Source organism: Lysobacter sp. P5_B12 (genome assembly GCF_056400425.1).
Genome location: NZ_JBFULG010000005.1, coordinates 175,453 through 190,623 on the forward strand (window position 1 = coordinate 175,453; position 15,171 = coordinate 190,623).

A 15,171-nucleotide genomic window follows, 5' to 3' on the forward strand; every position below is an offset into this window, starting at 1 on the left:
TGTAGCGGAGAGCCCGCCGGGGAAGCGCAGCGAATGACCACCGAACTCACGCGTCGCAACTTCATCGCCGGGTTCGGCGCCGCCTCGTTGCTGGGCGCCGGGTCGACCGCCTCCGGTGCCGGGCCCGCAAGCACCTACGCACTGACGCCGGGCGTCATCCACCTCAACACCGCCTCGCTCGGCGCGACATCGAACGCGGTGCTCGACCGCACCCTCGCCGCATGGCGCGAGCTGGAAACCAGCCCCGTGCGCATGGCCTATGGCAAAGACGGCGCACCCACCGTGCTTCAAGCCTGCGAAGCCGTGCGCGCACAGGCCGCAGCGCTGATCAACTGCGACGCCGACGAACTCCTGCTCACCCGCTGCACGACCGAAGGCATGAACACCGTCGCGCAGGGGGTCGCGTGGAAAGCAGGCGACCGCATCCTGACGACCGACCAGGAACACCACGGCGGCAGCTTCTGCTGGGAGTACGCCGCGCAACGCCACGGCGCCGCGATCGACCGCGTGACCATCGCGCCCGAAGAACACGACGTCGACGCGATCGCCGGACGCATCGAAGCTGCGATCACCCCGCGCACCCGCGTGATCAGCGTCAGCCACGTGATCACCACGACCGGCCTGCGGATGCCGGTGGCCGCGATCGCGAAGATGGCGCGCTCGCGGGGCATCCTATGCGTCGTCGACGGCGCACAGGCCCTGGGCCAGATCCCGGTCGACGTCAAAGCCATCGGCTGCGACGCGTACGCGGCCAGTGGGCACAAATGGCTGATGGGGCCGAAAGGGACCGGCCTGTTGTACGTGTCGCGCAACGCGAGCGACGCCATCGCGCCGATCCAATGGCAAGGCGAGCACCGCTACGGCGCGGAGTCGGCGGGCCTCGGCCCGCAACCACTGGTCATCGGACTGGGCGCGGCGATCCAACGCGTGCAGGACCTCGGCATCGACGCAATCGAACGCCACAACGCGGAATTGCGAAACAAGGCCTACGTGGAATTGCAGGCGATCAAGCAGGTGCGCGTGGTCGGGCCGCCGCCTGGACCGCTGGCGGCGGCGATGGTGGCGTTCGTGTTGCCTGATGCGATCGACAGCCAGACCGTGCTGACCACGCTGCTGGAGAAGCACCGGATCATCGTGAAGAAAGTGGAGAAGCGGTGGTTCAACGGGATACGGGTGTCGCCGCATGTGTTGAACACGGAGCACGACATCGACGCCTTCTTGCACGCGCTACAAACCGTGCTCCCCGCTTGAGCCCCTCTCCCACTGGGAGAGGGGTTGGGGAGAGGGGGAGAGGGCCCGTCATCCTGACGAAACCCCCTCCCTCAATGCAGATACCCCGACTCCCGACACGTCGCCTGTACCTCGCCCTCGACCGTCTCCCACGACGGCGACTCCGCATCCCGCAACGCTTCCCAGGTTCTTCGCAGGATCGGCGACAACTCATCCCAGGTGCCGTGCTCGCATTCCTCGCGCGCCACCTTGAGGACGGCTTCGAACAGCTGTGCATCCATGTTGCGGACCATGGGCATGGGGGCGATCTCCCGATCCTTTGTTACTCAGGTGGAAGGTGCGCGAGGGAGCGTCAAGGTTGGGGCTGGGAAAGGTGAGTTTGTCTGACTGGTTCAGCGTTCGGCCGCCGTCGACCGTATTAGTCGGGTAGCGCGGCTACTTATGGTGTCGCCTGGCCGGATGCGCGAGTGCGGCGCGTATCCTCCACCGTCGCGATGGCGCCGGGGGGAAGCCATGGGAATTCAGATTCGTTGGACAGTCGTGGCCGCACTCGCAGCTGCGTTGCTTCTTGTTGGCCCGACTGCAAACGTCGCACGCGCACATGGCGGCGGGCTCGATGCCAACGGTTGCCACCATGATCGCAAGCATGGCGGGTATCACTGCCAGCGCGCGCCGGGGGCGAGTGCAGCACCAAAAGCGAGTGCGGTGCCTCGATCGAATTTGAACTCGGAGACCGTGTACTTCCGGAACTGCTCGGAGGCGCGGGCGGCTGGGGCTGCGCCGGTGCGGCGTGGAGATCCGGGGTATGCGCCGCATTTGGATCGGGATAACGACGGAATCGGGTGCGAGTAACCGACGAGGCTCGCGCAAGAGTATCCACGAGAACTTGCGTAGCGAAATTTCCACCGCTCACTGATGTATGTTTCCCCGACTTGCCCGGCAATCCTGGCAGGTCGCATGCAGGGGAAAACCTATGAACCAGTTTGGGCTCGTCGAAGGCGTGGTCTATAGCCGTCAGGCAGACATCCACCCGAGATTTGGTGGCACTCGCCAATCTGGAATCTCACCCGCGCCGGATTCCAAGATCGTCTTCATTTTTACCGGGGAGGAAGGTGGCCGTTACGGTTATGAGGACGTCTGGGACGAGAAACGCGAGGTGTTTCGATACACGGGGCACGGACAAGAAGGCGACATGCAGTACACGCATGGGAATCGAGCGGTCAGAGACCACGTTGCAAATGGTCATGCGCTTTTACTTTTTAACAAGGTAAGCCGCGCTGGTGGTTTGTACGAATTTATCGGCGAAATGCAGTGTGCTGGAACCGAAGAGTCTTTAGGGCCTGATAAGAATGGTCAGCTCCGGAAGCTCATTCAATTCTTGTTGGTGCGATTGGACGCAGCGGAAGTACCGGATCCGAGCAATGATCAGAATCTCGCGAACTCCATCCCTCTAGCAGAGCTCCGGAAGCGCGCATACCAAGCCGTCAGCCCCAAACACGAAGTGCTCACCCAGGCGCGCCGCAATCTACACAAGCGCTCGCAATCAGTCGCCGCTTACGTTTTAGCTCGCGCAGATGGAAACTGTGAGGCTTGCGGTTCCAACGCGCCCTTTTTGCGACCCAACGGACTTCCGTACCTCGAGGTTCATCATATTGAGAGACTCTCTGATGGAGGCCTCGATGCGCCCGATCACATGGCGGCAATTTGCCCAACTTGTCATCGACGTGTTCACTACGGCGCCGACAATAAGGCTTACAACGCCAGCCTCCGTTCGAAGATCCAGCTAATGGAGAAGGCAACCTAGATTCGTGCGCCATTGCGCACCGAACATTTGTGAATGGTCGGATGTGACTTATAGTCCGTCGCTATCGGCTCGCTGCGCTGCTCCAATCTCGCGACTCCTCATGCGAGATGACCGATGCATGCCCCCTCCGATTTACGCCGCCAGTTTGTCCTTTCCCTCAATGCCCGAAACCGCTGGCGCTGGTTCCTCTTCGACGAAGGCCTGAAGCCCGTCGCCGGCAGCTTCAGCACCTACCGCTCCTACGACGAATGCGTCGAAAGCACGCGCCAGGCCATCGGCGTCGCGCAGGACGCGGCCATTTGGGACGCGGAGCATCAGCGCTGGGATGAAAGCGCGCGCGTTCGCGCTTGATGGCGTTGCTTCTCCTCTGACATGCGTCTGCGGTCTGCCGACATGGAGAATTCGTCCTTCGAGATGCGTTTGAAGTATGTCGGCCTGGAAGTTTCTGCCTTTGACATGCTCGCGAGGTATGTCGACATCCGTCCGGCGGATGTCAGTTGGCAAATTTCCTCCTCCAATGCACGTTCGAAGTGCTTCATTGGGGAAAATTCCGCCTTCGAAGCGCGATTGAAGGGCTTTGTTGGGGAAAATTCTGCCAATGGAGCACGCTCGAAGGGCTCCGTTGGGGAAAATTCTGGCAATGGAGCACGTTCGAAGTGCTCCGTTGGGGAAAATTCCTCCTCCAATGCACGTTTGACGTGCTTCCGAGCACGGTTGGAGCGCTCTAGAGCAGTAATTTCCTTCTCGCGACAACGATCGAAGGTCATCCGAGAAGAAAATTCGTTCTCGCGAGACCGTTGGAATGTCATCGATGAAGTCCGGGGGTTCACCCGTGCGTCGATCCCCGCGGCGGCCGTCTCCCCAACCCTCTCCCGGAGGGAGAGGGGGTCCACCCTCCCCCCACCCGACGACCCAGGCGTACCCTTCCCCCATGCCCCCCGACTTCGACAACTTCGACCCCGACGACAACTTCTCCGCGTCCTTCTCCCCCTCGTCCGAACTCGACGAGGACGCCGCGCTGGAGTCCGTCGCCTGGCAGTTGCTCCTCCTGATCAATCCGGGGGACGAGGATTCGGCGCAGCTGCAGTTTTCCGAGATCCGCGATGCGCTCGCCTCTGGCGCGGAGCCCATCGACGCCATCCGCGATGCGATCGACTGGAAGGCGGGGTTCTTCCTGCCCGAGGACGATGCGGGCGGGGTGGTCGAGGCGATCGACGAGCTCGCGGCGCGGGTCGGGGTACGGGTGGATTGGGACCTGGACGACGAGGCGGACGACGCGCTCGCCGATGCGGATGTCGGAACGCTGCTCTCGCGGGCGGCGGTGCAGTTGCGGGAGCGGGGCTACTCGCTGTGGTCGTGGGAGGGCGGCAGCGAGCATGTCGCGGGTTGGATCGCGGCGCGGTCGGACGACGAGGCGGTGCCGGCCGTGGCCGGCGCGCTGGGGTTCCACGTTCGCGCTGTCATCTGATCTGTGGAGAACGCTGCCATGTCCGATGCGGAGACGGCGCTGCCCGCCCTGGAGGCGGCGTGGATGGAGGCGTGGCTGCGCAAGGATCGCGCGGTGTGCGAGGCGATCCTCGCCGACGACTTCCTGCTCACCAGCGCGCGCGGTGTGTTGATGCCGAAGGCGGCGTGGCTCGAGGGGGCGATGGGCCCGATTTCGGGCACGGCGTTCGAGTGGCTCGATCTGCGCGTGCGTCCGTTGGGCGAGGACGTGGCCATCGTGCACGGGCGCTCGCGTCAGGAGGCGTCCGTCGGCGGGCTCGATTGGAGTGGGGTGTTTCTCGTCACCGATGTGTGGATGCGGCGCGATGGGGCGTGGCGCGTGGTGTCGCGGCACGGGACCGGGCCGCTGGCCGACTGATCGGCGGCGACGACTGCCTTATCCTGTGCGCGGCTGATCGCGCAAAGGGGAGCGCATGTCCAGGGGATTGTTTGCCGTCGTTTTTTGTCTGTTCGCGCTTGTGCCGACGGCGCACGCGAAGAAGTTCACCGCCGAGTCCACCGCGATGCGCGTGCCCGCGCCTTCCACCGCCGGGCAGGCCGCGACCATCCTGGTCCTGGAAAACCGCGCCGATGTGTTGAGCGGCGACAAGAAGGAAACCTTCGAAGGCGTCTCCCGCGAGCTTTACGGGATTCCGGTGGCGCGCGAGACGAACGACCACACGGCGATGTCCGCGTATCTCGGGCAGCGTTTGCGCGTGGGTTTCCAGAACGCGGGGTATGCGGCGTCCTACGTGGTCGCGCGCAAGGGGACGGCGGTGGGTGATGCCATCCAGTCGATCGAGCCCACGGCCGGCGGGCTCGTCTTCGTGCTCGACATGCGCGATTGGCATTACGACTTCGGCGGCTTCAAGCCATCGTTCCTCTACGACGTGACGGTTTCGGTCTACGACGGGCAGAAGCACCTGATGGCGCAGAAGGACTTCGGCGGCACGGAGTTGATGCCGACCGACGACCACCATTGGATGTCTTTCAAGCAGCGTTATGCGCAGCTTTACCAGACCATCTTCGACCGGGTGTTCGCCACGCCCGACATCAAGCTGGCGCTGGAAGGAAAGCCGTCCCTCGCGTCGGTGGCCAAGGGCACGGTCGAAGAGCGGCTCGAGCGCCTGAAGGCGATGTTCGATCAGAACCTGATCGATGCCGAGACCTACGAGCGCGAAAAGCAGCGGATCGTCGGCGAGCTCTGACTCAGCAATCCCCGCCGGCCTGCACCCATCCATTGTCCACGCGCTTCATGCGCTGGCCGTTGATGCAGCGTTCGTTTTCCGCGGGGCGCTCGGCCGCCTGTGCGCGGGCGCGGTTGTCCTGGCGGAGTTTCTGCTGGATCTTGAGGGTTTGTTCGCGCACGGCGCGGGCGGCGGCGTCGCGGGATTCGGCTTCGGCCATGAAGGTCGACGTCGGCGTGGCGGCCTTCGCGACGGTGGCCGGTGTCGGCGGCGGCAAGGGCACGGGTTGCACGACGGTGCTCACGGCGGGCGCCGGCGTCGACTGACTCTCCGGTTTGATCGGCAGGTGGCCTTTCCAGTACTGCAGGCCGACATACCCCAGCGCAGCCACGACGACGAGCGCGAGCGTCCAACGCAATCCACGGTTCTTCTTACGGCGGCGCCGCATGCCCCTGTCTCCGAAACTGGTGACTGACCCCTCCGCGGAGCATAACGGGCCGGCTGGTGGGAAACGTGTTGCGGTGCAATGTTTCGTGCCTTGGTCCGATGGGTGGAGCGGTCACGGGATTTGCGGAATCAGACTCAGGTCGCTGCGGTAACTCCAGATCTCCGACTGCACGTCTTCCACCGACGCGGCATACCCTTCCAGCAATTGCTGCCGAACCGTCGGGTCTTCCACCCATGCGAGCACGCCTTCGAGTCCGCCGCGGCCTTCGTCGAAACTCGCCCAGCCATCGCGCGCGACCATCAGCATGTAACCCGGCGTCGGCGTGCCGCCGATGCCTTCGTACCAGGTGAACGACGACTTGGGTTTCGTGGTGTCGAGCGCGGCGCGCATGCGTTTGACGATTTTTTCGAAGCGCTCGCTGCGGCCGATGCGCACCTTGTAGGTGTAGACCTGCACCATGCGCGTGGGTTGCCACTGTTCGAGTGGCGTGCCGTTGCTGAGGTCGCGACGTACGCGGAACACGGTGCGCTCGGTGGGATCACCGTAGGGGAGGAAGGTGCGGTCGGCGTCCTTGCCGTCTTCAGCCGGCGCGACGCGATTGTCGAGCGCCGCGAAGGGCGCACCGAAGGTGCCGTCGATGAACATCCCCATCCGCGGCCCGTGCGTCACGTACCAGCCGTACCAGACGAGCGGATCGTCGTGCGTGCGATGCCAGTCGAGATGGCGCTTGTAGCCGGCGTCGAATTGCGACTCCATGCCGGGCTTGGGGCGATAGGCGAAGAGGTGTGCGGCGTCGCCGGTGTCGCGGAGCGATTGCGTGGGGTCGGCGGCGAGTGCGGGAAGCGCGGCGCAGGCGATCGCGAGGGTGGCGATGGCCTGGAGGAAACGGAGACGCGGCATGTGATGGGGGCGCGTGTCGACGGGGGAACGTCGAGTGTATCGCCACGTGCGTGGCGGGGGCTGGAACGAGAAAGGGGCCAATCTGTCGCACAATCGGCCCGTGCCCATCCGGAATGCCCCCATGGCGATCGCGAAGTGGCTGTCCTTGCTGGCGCTCGTGCCGGCTGTTTCGCTCGCGGTGGAGAGCACCGCGCCGCCTGCCCTCGAGGATTACGTCGCGCATTGCGACACCGCGGGTCGCACGGTCTGGAATGTCTCGCTCTGCGCGCCGGTGGTCCTAGTTGCCCAGGACGGGACGATCATCTGGACGAGCATCACCCCTTCGTCTGCGCCCTTCCCTTCGACGCGCGCGAATACCTCCGTCGATTGGGGCGGCCGCAAGTGGGTGATGTTGCTCGCGCCTTTGCCAGACGGCGATGCGGCCTTGCGTCGCCTCGTGTATCACGAGTCCTTCCACGTGCAGCAGGCGGCGCTCGGTTTTCCGGAGAACATGGCGGTCGCCGCGCATCTGGAATCGGAGCAGGCGCGCGTGTCGATGCGCCTGGAGTGGAAGGCGCTCGAACGTGCGCTCGCGACCACCGGTTCGGAACGCAAGCGGCATGTCGCGCAAGCCCTCGCCTTCCGCCAGCAGCGCCTGTCCGACGCCACCGCGCGCAACGACGAACGCGCGCAGATGCGCCACGAAGGCCTGGCCGAATATACGGGCACGGTGTTGTCGGGCGATGCGAATACGCTCGCCATCGACAGTCTGAAACACGGCAACGACCGGCCGTCGTACGCGCGCAGCTTCGCGTATGTGAGTGGTCCGGCGTGGGGCTTGTTGCTCGATGCGCTCGCGCCGAATTGGAAGACGACGATCGCGAAGACGCCCGACGCCGACCTGCCCGACCTGATCCCGATCAAGACCTCGCGCAAGCCGATGCCGGGCGTCTACGACGGCGTCGCGATCGCGCAAGAGGAAGCCGACCGCGCCACGCGTCTCAAGCGGATCATCGACGAGGCGACACAACGCACGTCGGAAGCCAACGGCCTGCTCCTGCCGCTGGCGAAGATCCAGCTCGACTTCGACCCCAACCGCGTCACGCCGATGCCCGACGGCTCGCAGGTCTACGACAAGATCACGCTGACGAGCGACTGGGGCACGGTCCGGGTGGAAGGCGCGCCGCTGCGCATCGTCAAGGATTGGAACGCGGCCTACGTGCCGTGGCCCGTGCCGGATAAAATGACGCTGAAGCTGGACGACGGATGGAAGATCCAGCGCGGCGCCGATGGCAGGATGTCGGTCACGCGATAACGTGTTTGCTTAACCAAGGGGCCGGACCATGCAACAGAAACCACGCGCACTCGCGCTCGTGCTGGCCACGCTCGCGGCGGCCGCAGTGCCGACACTCGCTGTGTGTTCGCTGATGTTGTTTTTCCGCGAGGAAGACGGTTGGATCACGTGGCTTGGGTACGTGGCCGCGCTGACGTTCGGCATCGCGTTGGTGCACCTCGCGTTGCTGGGGCTGCCGGCCGTCGCGTGGTTGTTCGCGAAGCAGAAGTTCCGCGCGTGGACGATGATGTTGGTGGGCGCTCTGGTCGCGATGATCCCGGTGTCGTTGCTCGCGTTGCCAGGTGCGCCTTGGGGCGACCAGGGCGATACGTGGGGCGATTGGGTGGAGATCCTGCTGGTGTTCGCGCCGATCGGGGCGTTGAGTGCGCTGGCGTTTTATTACGTGTGTCGGGCGATGACGAAGGCGCCTGCGGCGGCATAAACGAGAAGAGGCCAACCTTTCGGTTGGCCTCTTGGGTAGCTCACGGCGGCCTTGCGGCCGTCGCACAAACATCGCAGTAGGCACATGTTTGAACGATCGACTTGGAATGTCAAGCGAACGCCTTTTGCGGAATTCGTTACCTCTTCGATGGTTCAATTTCTCGCGAAAGCAGAGACGCGGCTTGATGCGGTTTTCAAGCCGTTTTGTGCGCTTCTCGATGCGTACATTAGGCCCCGTGGTCAGGGGCCCGGTAGCTCAAGTGGATAGAGCACAAACATCGCAGTTTGGAGGTTGCGGGTTCGAGTCCTGTCCGGGTCACTCCTGTGAAAGGCCACAAACAACAGGGATAGCGACCTTGGGAGGGCGCCTACGGCGCCCTTTTCGTTCTATCGAGACCTAGCGCTCAGCGCGGCTCCTTGCACGCTTCAATCCCCGATGTGTCCCCGGAGATTCGCTTCAGCACCGCGTCGTGCTCGACGACGTCGCGGTCTCCATCCTGGCCTTCGAACACAGTCTCTCGGACCTTCCACGAAAGCCCGTCATCCACGCGTCGTGCATCCACGAGAAAGACGGTGCCCATGCGTGCACTGCGGACCAGCAGATAGGCCTTGTCGTCGACGGCGATGCCTTCGATGGCGCCGCATTCGTCCAGGCGTCCCAACCCGATGGTTGCACCGAAGCCGGCGCCCGAGATGCGTTCGCCGTCCTGCACCAACGTGGCAGTGAATCCACCGCAATCTCGTGTGGGCTCAGCTTCGTTGCACCAAGCGACGTGCCACTCGCCGGTGAATGACGGAGGCGGGGCGGATGTGGCGGGCGGATCGCTCGCGTTGGCTGTTGCGGCGACTATCAAGAGCGCGAACAGGCAACCCTTACCGTGCATATCGCTCTCCCCAACGTACTCGACGTGGCACGTAGAGGCGATTATGCATTTGGGCCGAATCCAGAAGAGGCCAACCTTTCGGCTGGCCTCCCTGGTAGCTCAATCGGCCCTTCAGCCGGCCCACGCTTCGCAAGACGCGTCCAAGATCAACTCAACTCGCCATCGCCGCAATGCCTCCGGCGGCGACCAAGAAAATGCCTATCTGCAAAACGGCGGTGAGCACCGATACCGCCATGCCGCGCCAGAACGTCGTTCCGAGGATGAGCGCCAGCAGCCCTGCGCCGAGGACCGCCGATGCGATGAAGCCCACGAGCGGCCCGACGCCCAACTTCTGGATGATCACGGCCAGCACGGCCAGGCAGAACACCGCGAGCACCGCGGACCCGAACCCCGTCTTCTCCGCGCCCACCATCCGCGCGCCGATCATCACCGGCACGACGAGCACCAACACGAATACGAACAGAACGACCAGCATGGCCAGCATGCGCCCTTCTCCCCTCGCCGCGAGATGCGGCGGCCCCGGGGCGATTATGCAGATCTTCGTTGCGGGGGCCAGAAACGAGAAAGGGCCAACCTTCCGGCTGGCCCTTTTGACAGTAGCTCACAGGCCTTGCGGCCGAAGCGCTTGTCTCGCACGCGCATCCTTGAGCGAATGCGCGTTGATGTCAACGCGATTTACGCGTGCAGCGGATTCCCCCGCTCCACATCGATCTTGTACAACTTGATCGCGCGCGCCACGTCCTTCCCGGCCATCTTGCCTTCCGCCGCAAGCGCCGCAATCGCCGCGTGTGCGATGTAAAAGCGATCCACTTCGAAGTGGCGACGCAAATTCGCGCGCGTATCCGAACGACCAAAGCCGTCGGTGCCGAGCACGGTGTAATGCGTCGGCACGAACCCACGGATCTGCTCCGCGAACGCGCGGATGTAATCCGTCGCCGCGATCGCCGGGCCCTGGCGGCCTTCCAGCATTTCCGTGACATACGCCTTGCGCGGCTTGTCTTCCGGATGCAGTCGATTCCACCGCTCGACGTCGAAGCCATCGCGCGCGAGTTCGTTGAAGCTCGGGCAGCTCCAGATGTCGGCGGTCACGCCGAAATCCTTGTCGAGCAGTTCCGCCGCCGCGATCGCTTCGCGCAGGATGGTGCCGCTGCCCATCAACTGCACGCGCTGCTCGCCCTTCTTCGGCTTGCCGGCGTCGCGCAGCAGGTACATGCCCTTGATGATGCCGTCTTCGGCGCCGGCAGGCATGTCGGGGTGGGCATAGTTTTCGTTCATCAGCGTGAGATAGAAATACTCGTCGCGCTGTTCTTCCATCATGCGCTTCATGCCGTGCTGCAGGATCACCGCCACTTCGTAACCGAAGGTCGGGTCGTAGCTCTTGCAGTTCGGGATGACGCTCGCGAAGACCTGGCTGTGGCCGTCTTCGTGCTGCAGGCCTTCGCCGTTGAGCGTGGTGCGGCCGGCGGTGGCGCCGAGGAGGAAGCCGCGCGCGCGCATGTCCGCCGCCTGCCACGCGCTGTCGCCGATGCGCTGGAAGCCGAACATCGAGTAGTAAATGTAGAACGGCACCATCTGCAGATCGTTGGTGCTGTAGCTGGTGGCCGCGGCCAGCCAGCTGGAGAACGCGCCGCACTCGGTGATGCCTTCCTCCAGCACCTGGCCGGCGGAATCCTCGCGGTAGTACATCAGCTGGTCGCGGTCGACCGGCTTGTACTTCTGCCCGTGCGGGGCGTAGATGCCCAACTGGCGGAACATGCCTTCCATGCCGAAGGTGCGCGCTTCATCCGCGACGAGCGGCACGCAGCGCGGGCCCACTTCCTTGTCGCGCAGGATGATCGACAGGCTCTGCACGAAGGCCATCGTCGTGCTGATTTCGCGGTCGCCGCTGCTCTTCAGCAAACGGTCGAAGACTTCGAGCTTGGGCGCGGTCAGCGACTGCGTGGCCTTGCGACGACGCTGCGGCAAGTGGCCGCCGAGCGCGCGGCGACGTTCCTGCAGGTATTCCACTTCCGGCGACTTCTCGCCCGGGTGGAAGAACGGCACGGCGCTGTCCTTCAGCTGGTCGTCGGTGACCGGGATGTTGAAGCGGTCGCGGAAGATGCGCACGGCTTCGTCGTCGAGCTTCTTGGTCTGGTGCGTGGGGTTGAGCGCTTCGCCTGCCGCGCCCATGCCGTAACCCTTCACCGTCTTGGCGAGGATGACGGTCGGCATGCCCTTGGTCTTGGTGGCCTGGTCGTAGGCCGCGTAGACCTTGTGGGGATCGTGGCCGCCGCGGTTGAGGCGCCAGATGTCGTCGTCGGAGAGGTTGGCGACCATCGCCTTGGTCTCCGGGTACTTGCCGAAGAAATGCTCGCGCGTGTACGCGCCGCCGAAGGCCTTGCAGTTCTGGTACTCGCCGTCGACGGTTTCCATCATCAGCTTCTTGAGCACGCCATTGGTGTCGCGCGCCAGGAGCGGATCCCAGTAGCTGCCCCAGATGAGCTTGATCACGTTCCAGCCGGCGCCGCGGAAGCCGCCTTCGAGTTCCTGGATGATCTTGCCGTTGCCGCGCACCGGGCCGTCCAGGCGCTGCAGGTTGCAGTTGATGACGAAGACCAGGTTGTCGAGGCCTTCGCGGCCGGCGACGGAGATCGCGCCGAGCGATTCGGGCTCATCCGTCTCGCCGTCGCCGAGGAAGCACCACACCTTGCGGTCGGTCTTCGGCATCAGGCCGCGGCCTTCGAGGTACTTCCAGAAGCGCGCCTGGTAGATCGCCGAGATCGGGCCCAGGCCCATGCTGACCGTCGGCGTCTGCCAGTAGTCGGGCATCAGCCAGGGGTGCGGATACGAGGAGATGCCGCGGCCGTCGACTTCCATGCGGAAGTTGTCGAGCTGCGATTCGGTGATGCGGCCTTCCAGGAAGCTGCGCGCGTAGATGCCCGGGGAGCTGTGGCCCTGGATGTAGAGCAAATCGCCGGGGTGCTCGGCGCTCGGGCCGCGCCAGAAGTGGTTGAAGCCCACGTCGTACAGCGTCGCCGCGGAGGCGAAGGAGGCGATATGGCCGCCGAGGTCGCCGGGCTTGCGGTTGGCGCGCACGACCATCGCCAGTGCGTTCCAGCGGATGATCGAACGGATGCGCCATTCCATCGCCGCGTCGCCGGGCGACTTGGCCTCCAGCGCAGGCGGGATGGTGTTGATGTATTCGGTGGTCGGCGCGAAGGGCAGGTGCGCGCCCGCGCGGCGGGTGAGCTCGACCATGTTGTCGAGCAACTGGTGCGCGCGTTCGGGGCCGTCGTTGTCGATGACCGCCTTGAGCGCCTCGACCCATTCACGGGTCTCGGAAGGGTCCGGGTCGTTGAGGAGCAGATCGTTGAGCCAATTCATGGGGGTTCGAAACGGGTGCGGTTAGAGTCGGGATTCTAGCAGCGGGCCCGTGGATGCCACTTTTCGCTTTCCGGTGAAACTAACCGGCGGCAACGCCGACCCCGTAGGATCGCCGCCATGAACATCGTCCTGCCCCGCGTTTCCGTCGCCCTGTGTGTCCACAACGGGGCGCGGTGGCTGCGCGAGCAGCTTGATTCGGTGCTGGCGCAGGAACATGTGTTGCTCGAGGTGGTGGCGCTGGACGATGTCTCCAGCGACGGCTCGCTCGCGATCCTGCGCGAATACGCCGCGCGCGATCCGCGCATTCGCGTGGAGTTCAACGAGACCAACCTCGGCCATGTGCGTTCGTTCGAGAAGTGCATGGCGCTGTGCACGATGCCGCTGATCGCGCCCTGCGACCAGGACGATGTGTGGGAGCCGCGCAAGCTCGCGACGCTCGCGAAGAACCTGCGCGACGCGGACCTGGTGTATTGCGATTCGGCGTACATCGATGGCGACGGGCGCTCGCTCGGCCGGCGCCTGTCGCAGGATCTGAACGTGATGTTGTCGGGCGGCGATGCGTTGCGCTTCGCCTTCGGCAACACGGTCTCGGGCCATGCGTTGCTGGTGCGGCGCGATGTGTTCGAAAGCGCGCGGCCGTTCCCGAGCCTGCTGTACCACGATTGGTGGTTGGCGCTGCGCGCTGCGTCCGGCAGTGGCGTGGTGTACGTCGACGAACCGCTCGTGCGTTTCCGGCGCCATGCCGATGCCGCATCGCCGGCCGGCAAGAACGTCGCTGCGGGCGTGCGTCGCAAGCGCTCGTCGTCGCACAACAAGCGGTGGCTTGCGCAGCAGGCGTATGTGTTCGAACAACTCGGGTATGCCGAGTGGTTTCCGAAGACGCTGGCGGCGCGCTGGTTGTTCGCGATGCTGGCCGCGGAAGACGGAAAGACCTGGCCGCTGGCGAAGGCGGTGTGGCGCGATCGTCGATCGGTACCACCGCAGGCGGCGCCGCGGATGATCGCGGCGGCGCGTTATTTCATCCGCGTGGCCAACAAGGTCTTGCGGGCCAAGCGCGAGCGCTCGTTCTACGGGCCCTTGTTCAAGTAAGCCCGACGGGGATTTGCCACGCGGCGTTCAGGCGATCGCGCTCGATGCGTTGCCGGTGGCGGCCGAGCAATCGCGCGATGGTCGAGGGTTCGATGAGGCGCACCGGCACCGACGGCAACGCGCGGTGCTTGAGGCCGTGCAAGCCGATGCGCAATGCGAGGTCGGCCGTCGCGCAATCGAGGTCGCGGTAGGACGGATCGAAACCGCTGTCGCGCAGGAACACAGAGCGTCGCACGCCGATGCAGCCCCACGCGATCGCGTCGCCGCTGTCGTCGTTGCGCTGCGGTGCGACGAGGCCGACGCCTTCTTCTCGCGCATGCGATGTCAGTTCGGTCAACCACCGCGCATCGAATCCCTGGCATCGGCTGTCGACGAGCACCACGATCTCGTTGGCGCTCGCATCCACCGCGCGATTGCATGCATCGGCGATGCCCGCATGCGCTGCACTCGCCCAACGCACGCCGGTGAACAGCGCGTTGCGCAGCGGCGGCGCGCGCGTGGACGCGACGACGACATCGAAAGGCGCGTGGTCGGTCCTTGCACGCACGTGATGGAGGCATTGCTGCAGGCCCGACAGGCCGGCGCGGTCGACGATGACGATCGCGACTTCACGCGCAATCGGGCGCTCCGGCGCAGCGTCCTCGCCCTGGAATGTGATGGCCATCGGGTTGCCGCGTACTGATGAGGAGGGTGCGAGCGACGCTATTCGGAAGCTGCTCCTCAATCGACGAGAAAATTCTCCAAATGGAGAAAAGCGGGACGTTCCGTTGCAAACACGCGGATTGGGCGTGTCCGGGTCCGTAGCCATCTGCCCCCGAGGCCAATGGGAAAGCGGTTCCAGCCGGCGTCGAATAAGTGAAAGCTGAACGCCGTGTCGCATTTCTCACCATCCGTGTCCGATCCGTAAGGCAAGTCCACGTAACCTTTCACTTACCTGCCCAGGAAGTACCCAGGCCCTCATGTCGCCAGGAAGCGCATCGTCAGCTCGTCGTCGGCCGGAGCCCAGGCTGCTCCCGGTCGAAACGGCA

Annotated in this window: 17 protein-coding genes and 1 tRNA gene; 11 read left to right on the plus strand and 7 right to left on the minus strand. The window is 64.6% G+C overall.

What is annotated here, in order from left to right; genetic code table 11:
* Positions 1-33: 33 nt before the first annotated feature.
* Positions 34-1,251 carry an aminotransferase class V-fold PLP-dependent enzyme gene (locus AC1DOM_RS10145; RefSeq protein WP_498962842.1) on the plus strand — a complete coding sequence of 406 codons (1,218 nt, stop codon included), beginning with the start codon at positions 34-36 and terminating at the stop codon, positions 1,249-1,251.
* 71 nt (positions 1,252-1,322) lie between these two features.
* On the opposite strand, the gene AC1DOM_RS10150 is transcribed toward AC1DOM_RS10145, so the two are convergent.
* Positions 1,323-1,529 carry a hypothetical protein gene (locus tag AC1DOM_RS10150; protein WP_498962844.1) on the minus strand — a complete coding sequence of 69 codons (207 nt, stop codon included), beginning with the start codon at positions 1,527-1,529 and terminating at the stop codon, positions 1,323-1,325.
* Positions 1,530-1,743: 214 nt separating this feature from the next.
* On the opposite strand from AC1DOM_RS10150, the gene AC1DOM_RS10155 reads away from it, so the two are divergent.
* From AC1DOM_RS10155 to AC1DOM_RS10180, 6 genes are all read left to right on the plus strand, one after another.
* Positions 1,744-2,082, plus strand: coding sequence for an excalibur calcium-binding domain-containing protein (locus AC1DOM_RS10155; RefSeq protein ID WP_498962846.1), 339 nt, complete (start codon positions 1,744-1,746; stop codon positions 2,080-2,082).
* A gap of 121 nt (positions 2,083-2,203) precedes the next feature.
* Complete coding sequence (locus AC1DOM_RS10160; protein ID WP_498962848.1) at positions 2,204-3,034, plus strand: HNH endonuclease; 831 nt, start codon at positions 2,204-2,206, stop codon at positions 3,032-3,034.
* A 114-nt stretch (positions 3,035-3,148) separates the two neighbouring features.
* Positions 3,149-3,385, plus strand: a complete 237-nt coding sequence (locus tag AC1DOM_RS10165) for a hypothetical protein (RefSeq protein WP_498962850.1) — start codon at positions 3,149-3,151, stop codon at positions 3,383-3,385.
* A 580-nt stretch (positions 3,386-3,965) separates the two neighbouring features.
* Positions 3,966-4,502 carry a DUF6630 family protein gene (locus tag AC1DOM_RS10170; protein ID WP_498962852.1) on the plus strand — a complete coding sequence of 179 codons (537 nt, stop codon included), beginning with the start codon at positions 3,966-3,968 and terminating at the stop codon, positions 4,500-4,502.
* A gap of 18 nt (positions 4,503-4,520) precedes the next feature.
* The gene (locus tag AC1DOM_RS10175; protein ID WP_498962854.1) at positions 4,521-4,898 is read left to right on the plus strand and encodes a nuclear transport factor 2 family protein; all 378 of its coding nucleotides are present in this window, start codon (positions 4,521-4,523) and stop codon (positions 4,896-4,898) included.
* A 55-nt stretch (positions 4,899-4,953) separates the two neighbouring features.
* Positions 4,954-5,727 carry an SHOCT domain-containing protein gene (locus AC1DOM_RS10180; protein WP_498962856.1) on the plus strand — a complete coding sequence of 258 codons (774 nt, stop codon included), beginning with the start codon at positions 4,954-4,956 and terminating at the stop codon, positions 5,725-5,727.
* Position 5,728: 1 nt separating this feature from the next.
* On the opposite strand, the gene AC1DOM_RS10185 is transcribed toward AC1DOM_RS10180, so the two are convergent.
* Positions 5,729-6,154 (minus strand): hypothetical protein, encoded by a 426-nt coding sequence (locus tag AC1DOM_RS10185; RefSeq protein ID WP_498962858.1) that lies wholly within the window; start codon positions 6,152-6,154, stop codon positions 5,729-5,731.
* A 111-nt stretch (positions 6,155-6,265) separates the two neighbouring features.
* Positions 6,266-7,054: a hypothetical protein gene (locus AC1DOM_RS10190; RefSeq protein WP_498962860.1), complete on the minus strand. Its 789-nt coding sequence runs from the start codon at positions 7,052-7,054 to the stop codon at positions 6,266-6,268.
* Positions 7,055-7,175: 121 nt separating this feature from the next.
* Here AC1DOM_RS10190 and AC1DOM_RS10195 point away from each other — a divergent pair, with 121 nt between their 5' ends.
* The 3 genes from AC1DOM_RS10195 to AC1DOM_RS10205 all read left to right on the plus strand — a co-directional run bounded on the left by AC1DOM_RS10195 (position 7,176) and on the right by AC1DOM_RS10205 (position 9,126).
* Positions 7,176-8,348, plus strand: coding sequence for a hypothetical protein (locus tag AC1DOM_RS10195; protein WP_498962862.1), 1,173 nt, complete (start codon positions 7,176-7,178; stop codon positions 8,346-8,348).
* A gap of 28 nt (positions 8,349-8,376) precedes the next feature.
* Positions 8,377-8,808: a hypothetical protein gene (locus AC1DOM_RS10200; protein WP_498962865.1), complete on the plus strand. Its 432-nt coding sequence runs from the start codon at positions 8,377-8,379 to the stop codon at positions 8,806-8,808.
* A gap of 244 nt (positions 8,809-9,052) precedes the next feature.
* Positions 9,053-9,126 (plus strand) — tRNA-Ala (locus AC1DOM_RS10205).
* An 85-nt stretch (positions 9,127-9,211) separates the two neighbouring features.
* On the opposite strand, the gene AC1DOM_RS10210 is transcribed toward AC1DOM_RS10205, so the two are convergent.
* From AC1DOM_RS10210 to aceE, 3 genes are all read right to left on the minus strand, one after another.
* Positions 9,212-9,691, minus strand: a complete 480-nt coding sequence (locus AC1DOM_RS10210) for a hypothetical protein (RefSeq protein WP_498962867.1) — start codon at positions 9,689-9,691, stop codon at positions 9,212-9,214.
* Between the two features lie 151 nt (positions 9,692-9,842).
* Positions 9,843-10,175 carry a hypothetical protein gene (locus AC1DOM_RS10215; RefSeq protein ID WP_498962870.1) on the minus strand — a complete coding sequence of 111 codons (333 nt, stop codon included), beginning with the start codon at positions 10,173-10,175 and terminating at the stop codon, positions 9,843-9,845.
* A 191-nt stretch (positions 10,176-10,366) separates the two neighbouring features.
* On the minus strand, positions 10,367-13,054 hold the full coding sequence (gene aceE, locus AC1DOM_RS10220) for a pyruvate dehydrogenase (acetyl-transferring), homodimeric type (protein WP_498962872.1): 2,688 nt from the start codon (positions 13,052-13,054) through the stop codon (positions 10,367-10,369).
* A 117-nt stretch (positions 13,055-13,171) separates the two neighbouring features.
* Between aceE and AC1DOM_RS10225 the strand changes: the two genes are divergently transcribed.
* The gene (locus tag AC1DOM_RS10225; protein WP_498962874.1) at positions 13,172-14,143 is read left to right on the plus strand and encodes a glycosyltransferase; all 972 of its coding nucleotides are present in this window, start codon (positions 13,172-13,174) and stop codon (positions 14,141-14,143) included.
* On the opposite strand, the gene AC1DOM_RS10230 is transcribed toward AC1DOM_RS10225, so the two are convergent.
* Complete coding sequence (locus AC1DOM_RS10230; RefSeq protein WP_498962876.1) at positions 14,136-14,807, minus strand: glycosyltransferase family 2 protein; 672 nt, start codon at positions 14,805-14,807, stop codon at positions 14,136-14,138. The genes AC1DOM_RS10225 and AC1DOM_RS10230 overlap by 8 nt on opposite strands.
* Positions 14,808-15,171 lie beyond the last annotated feature (364 nt).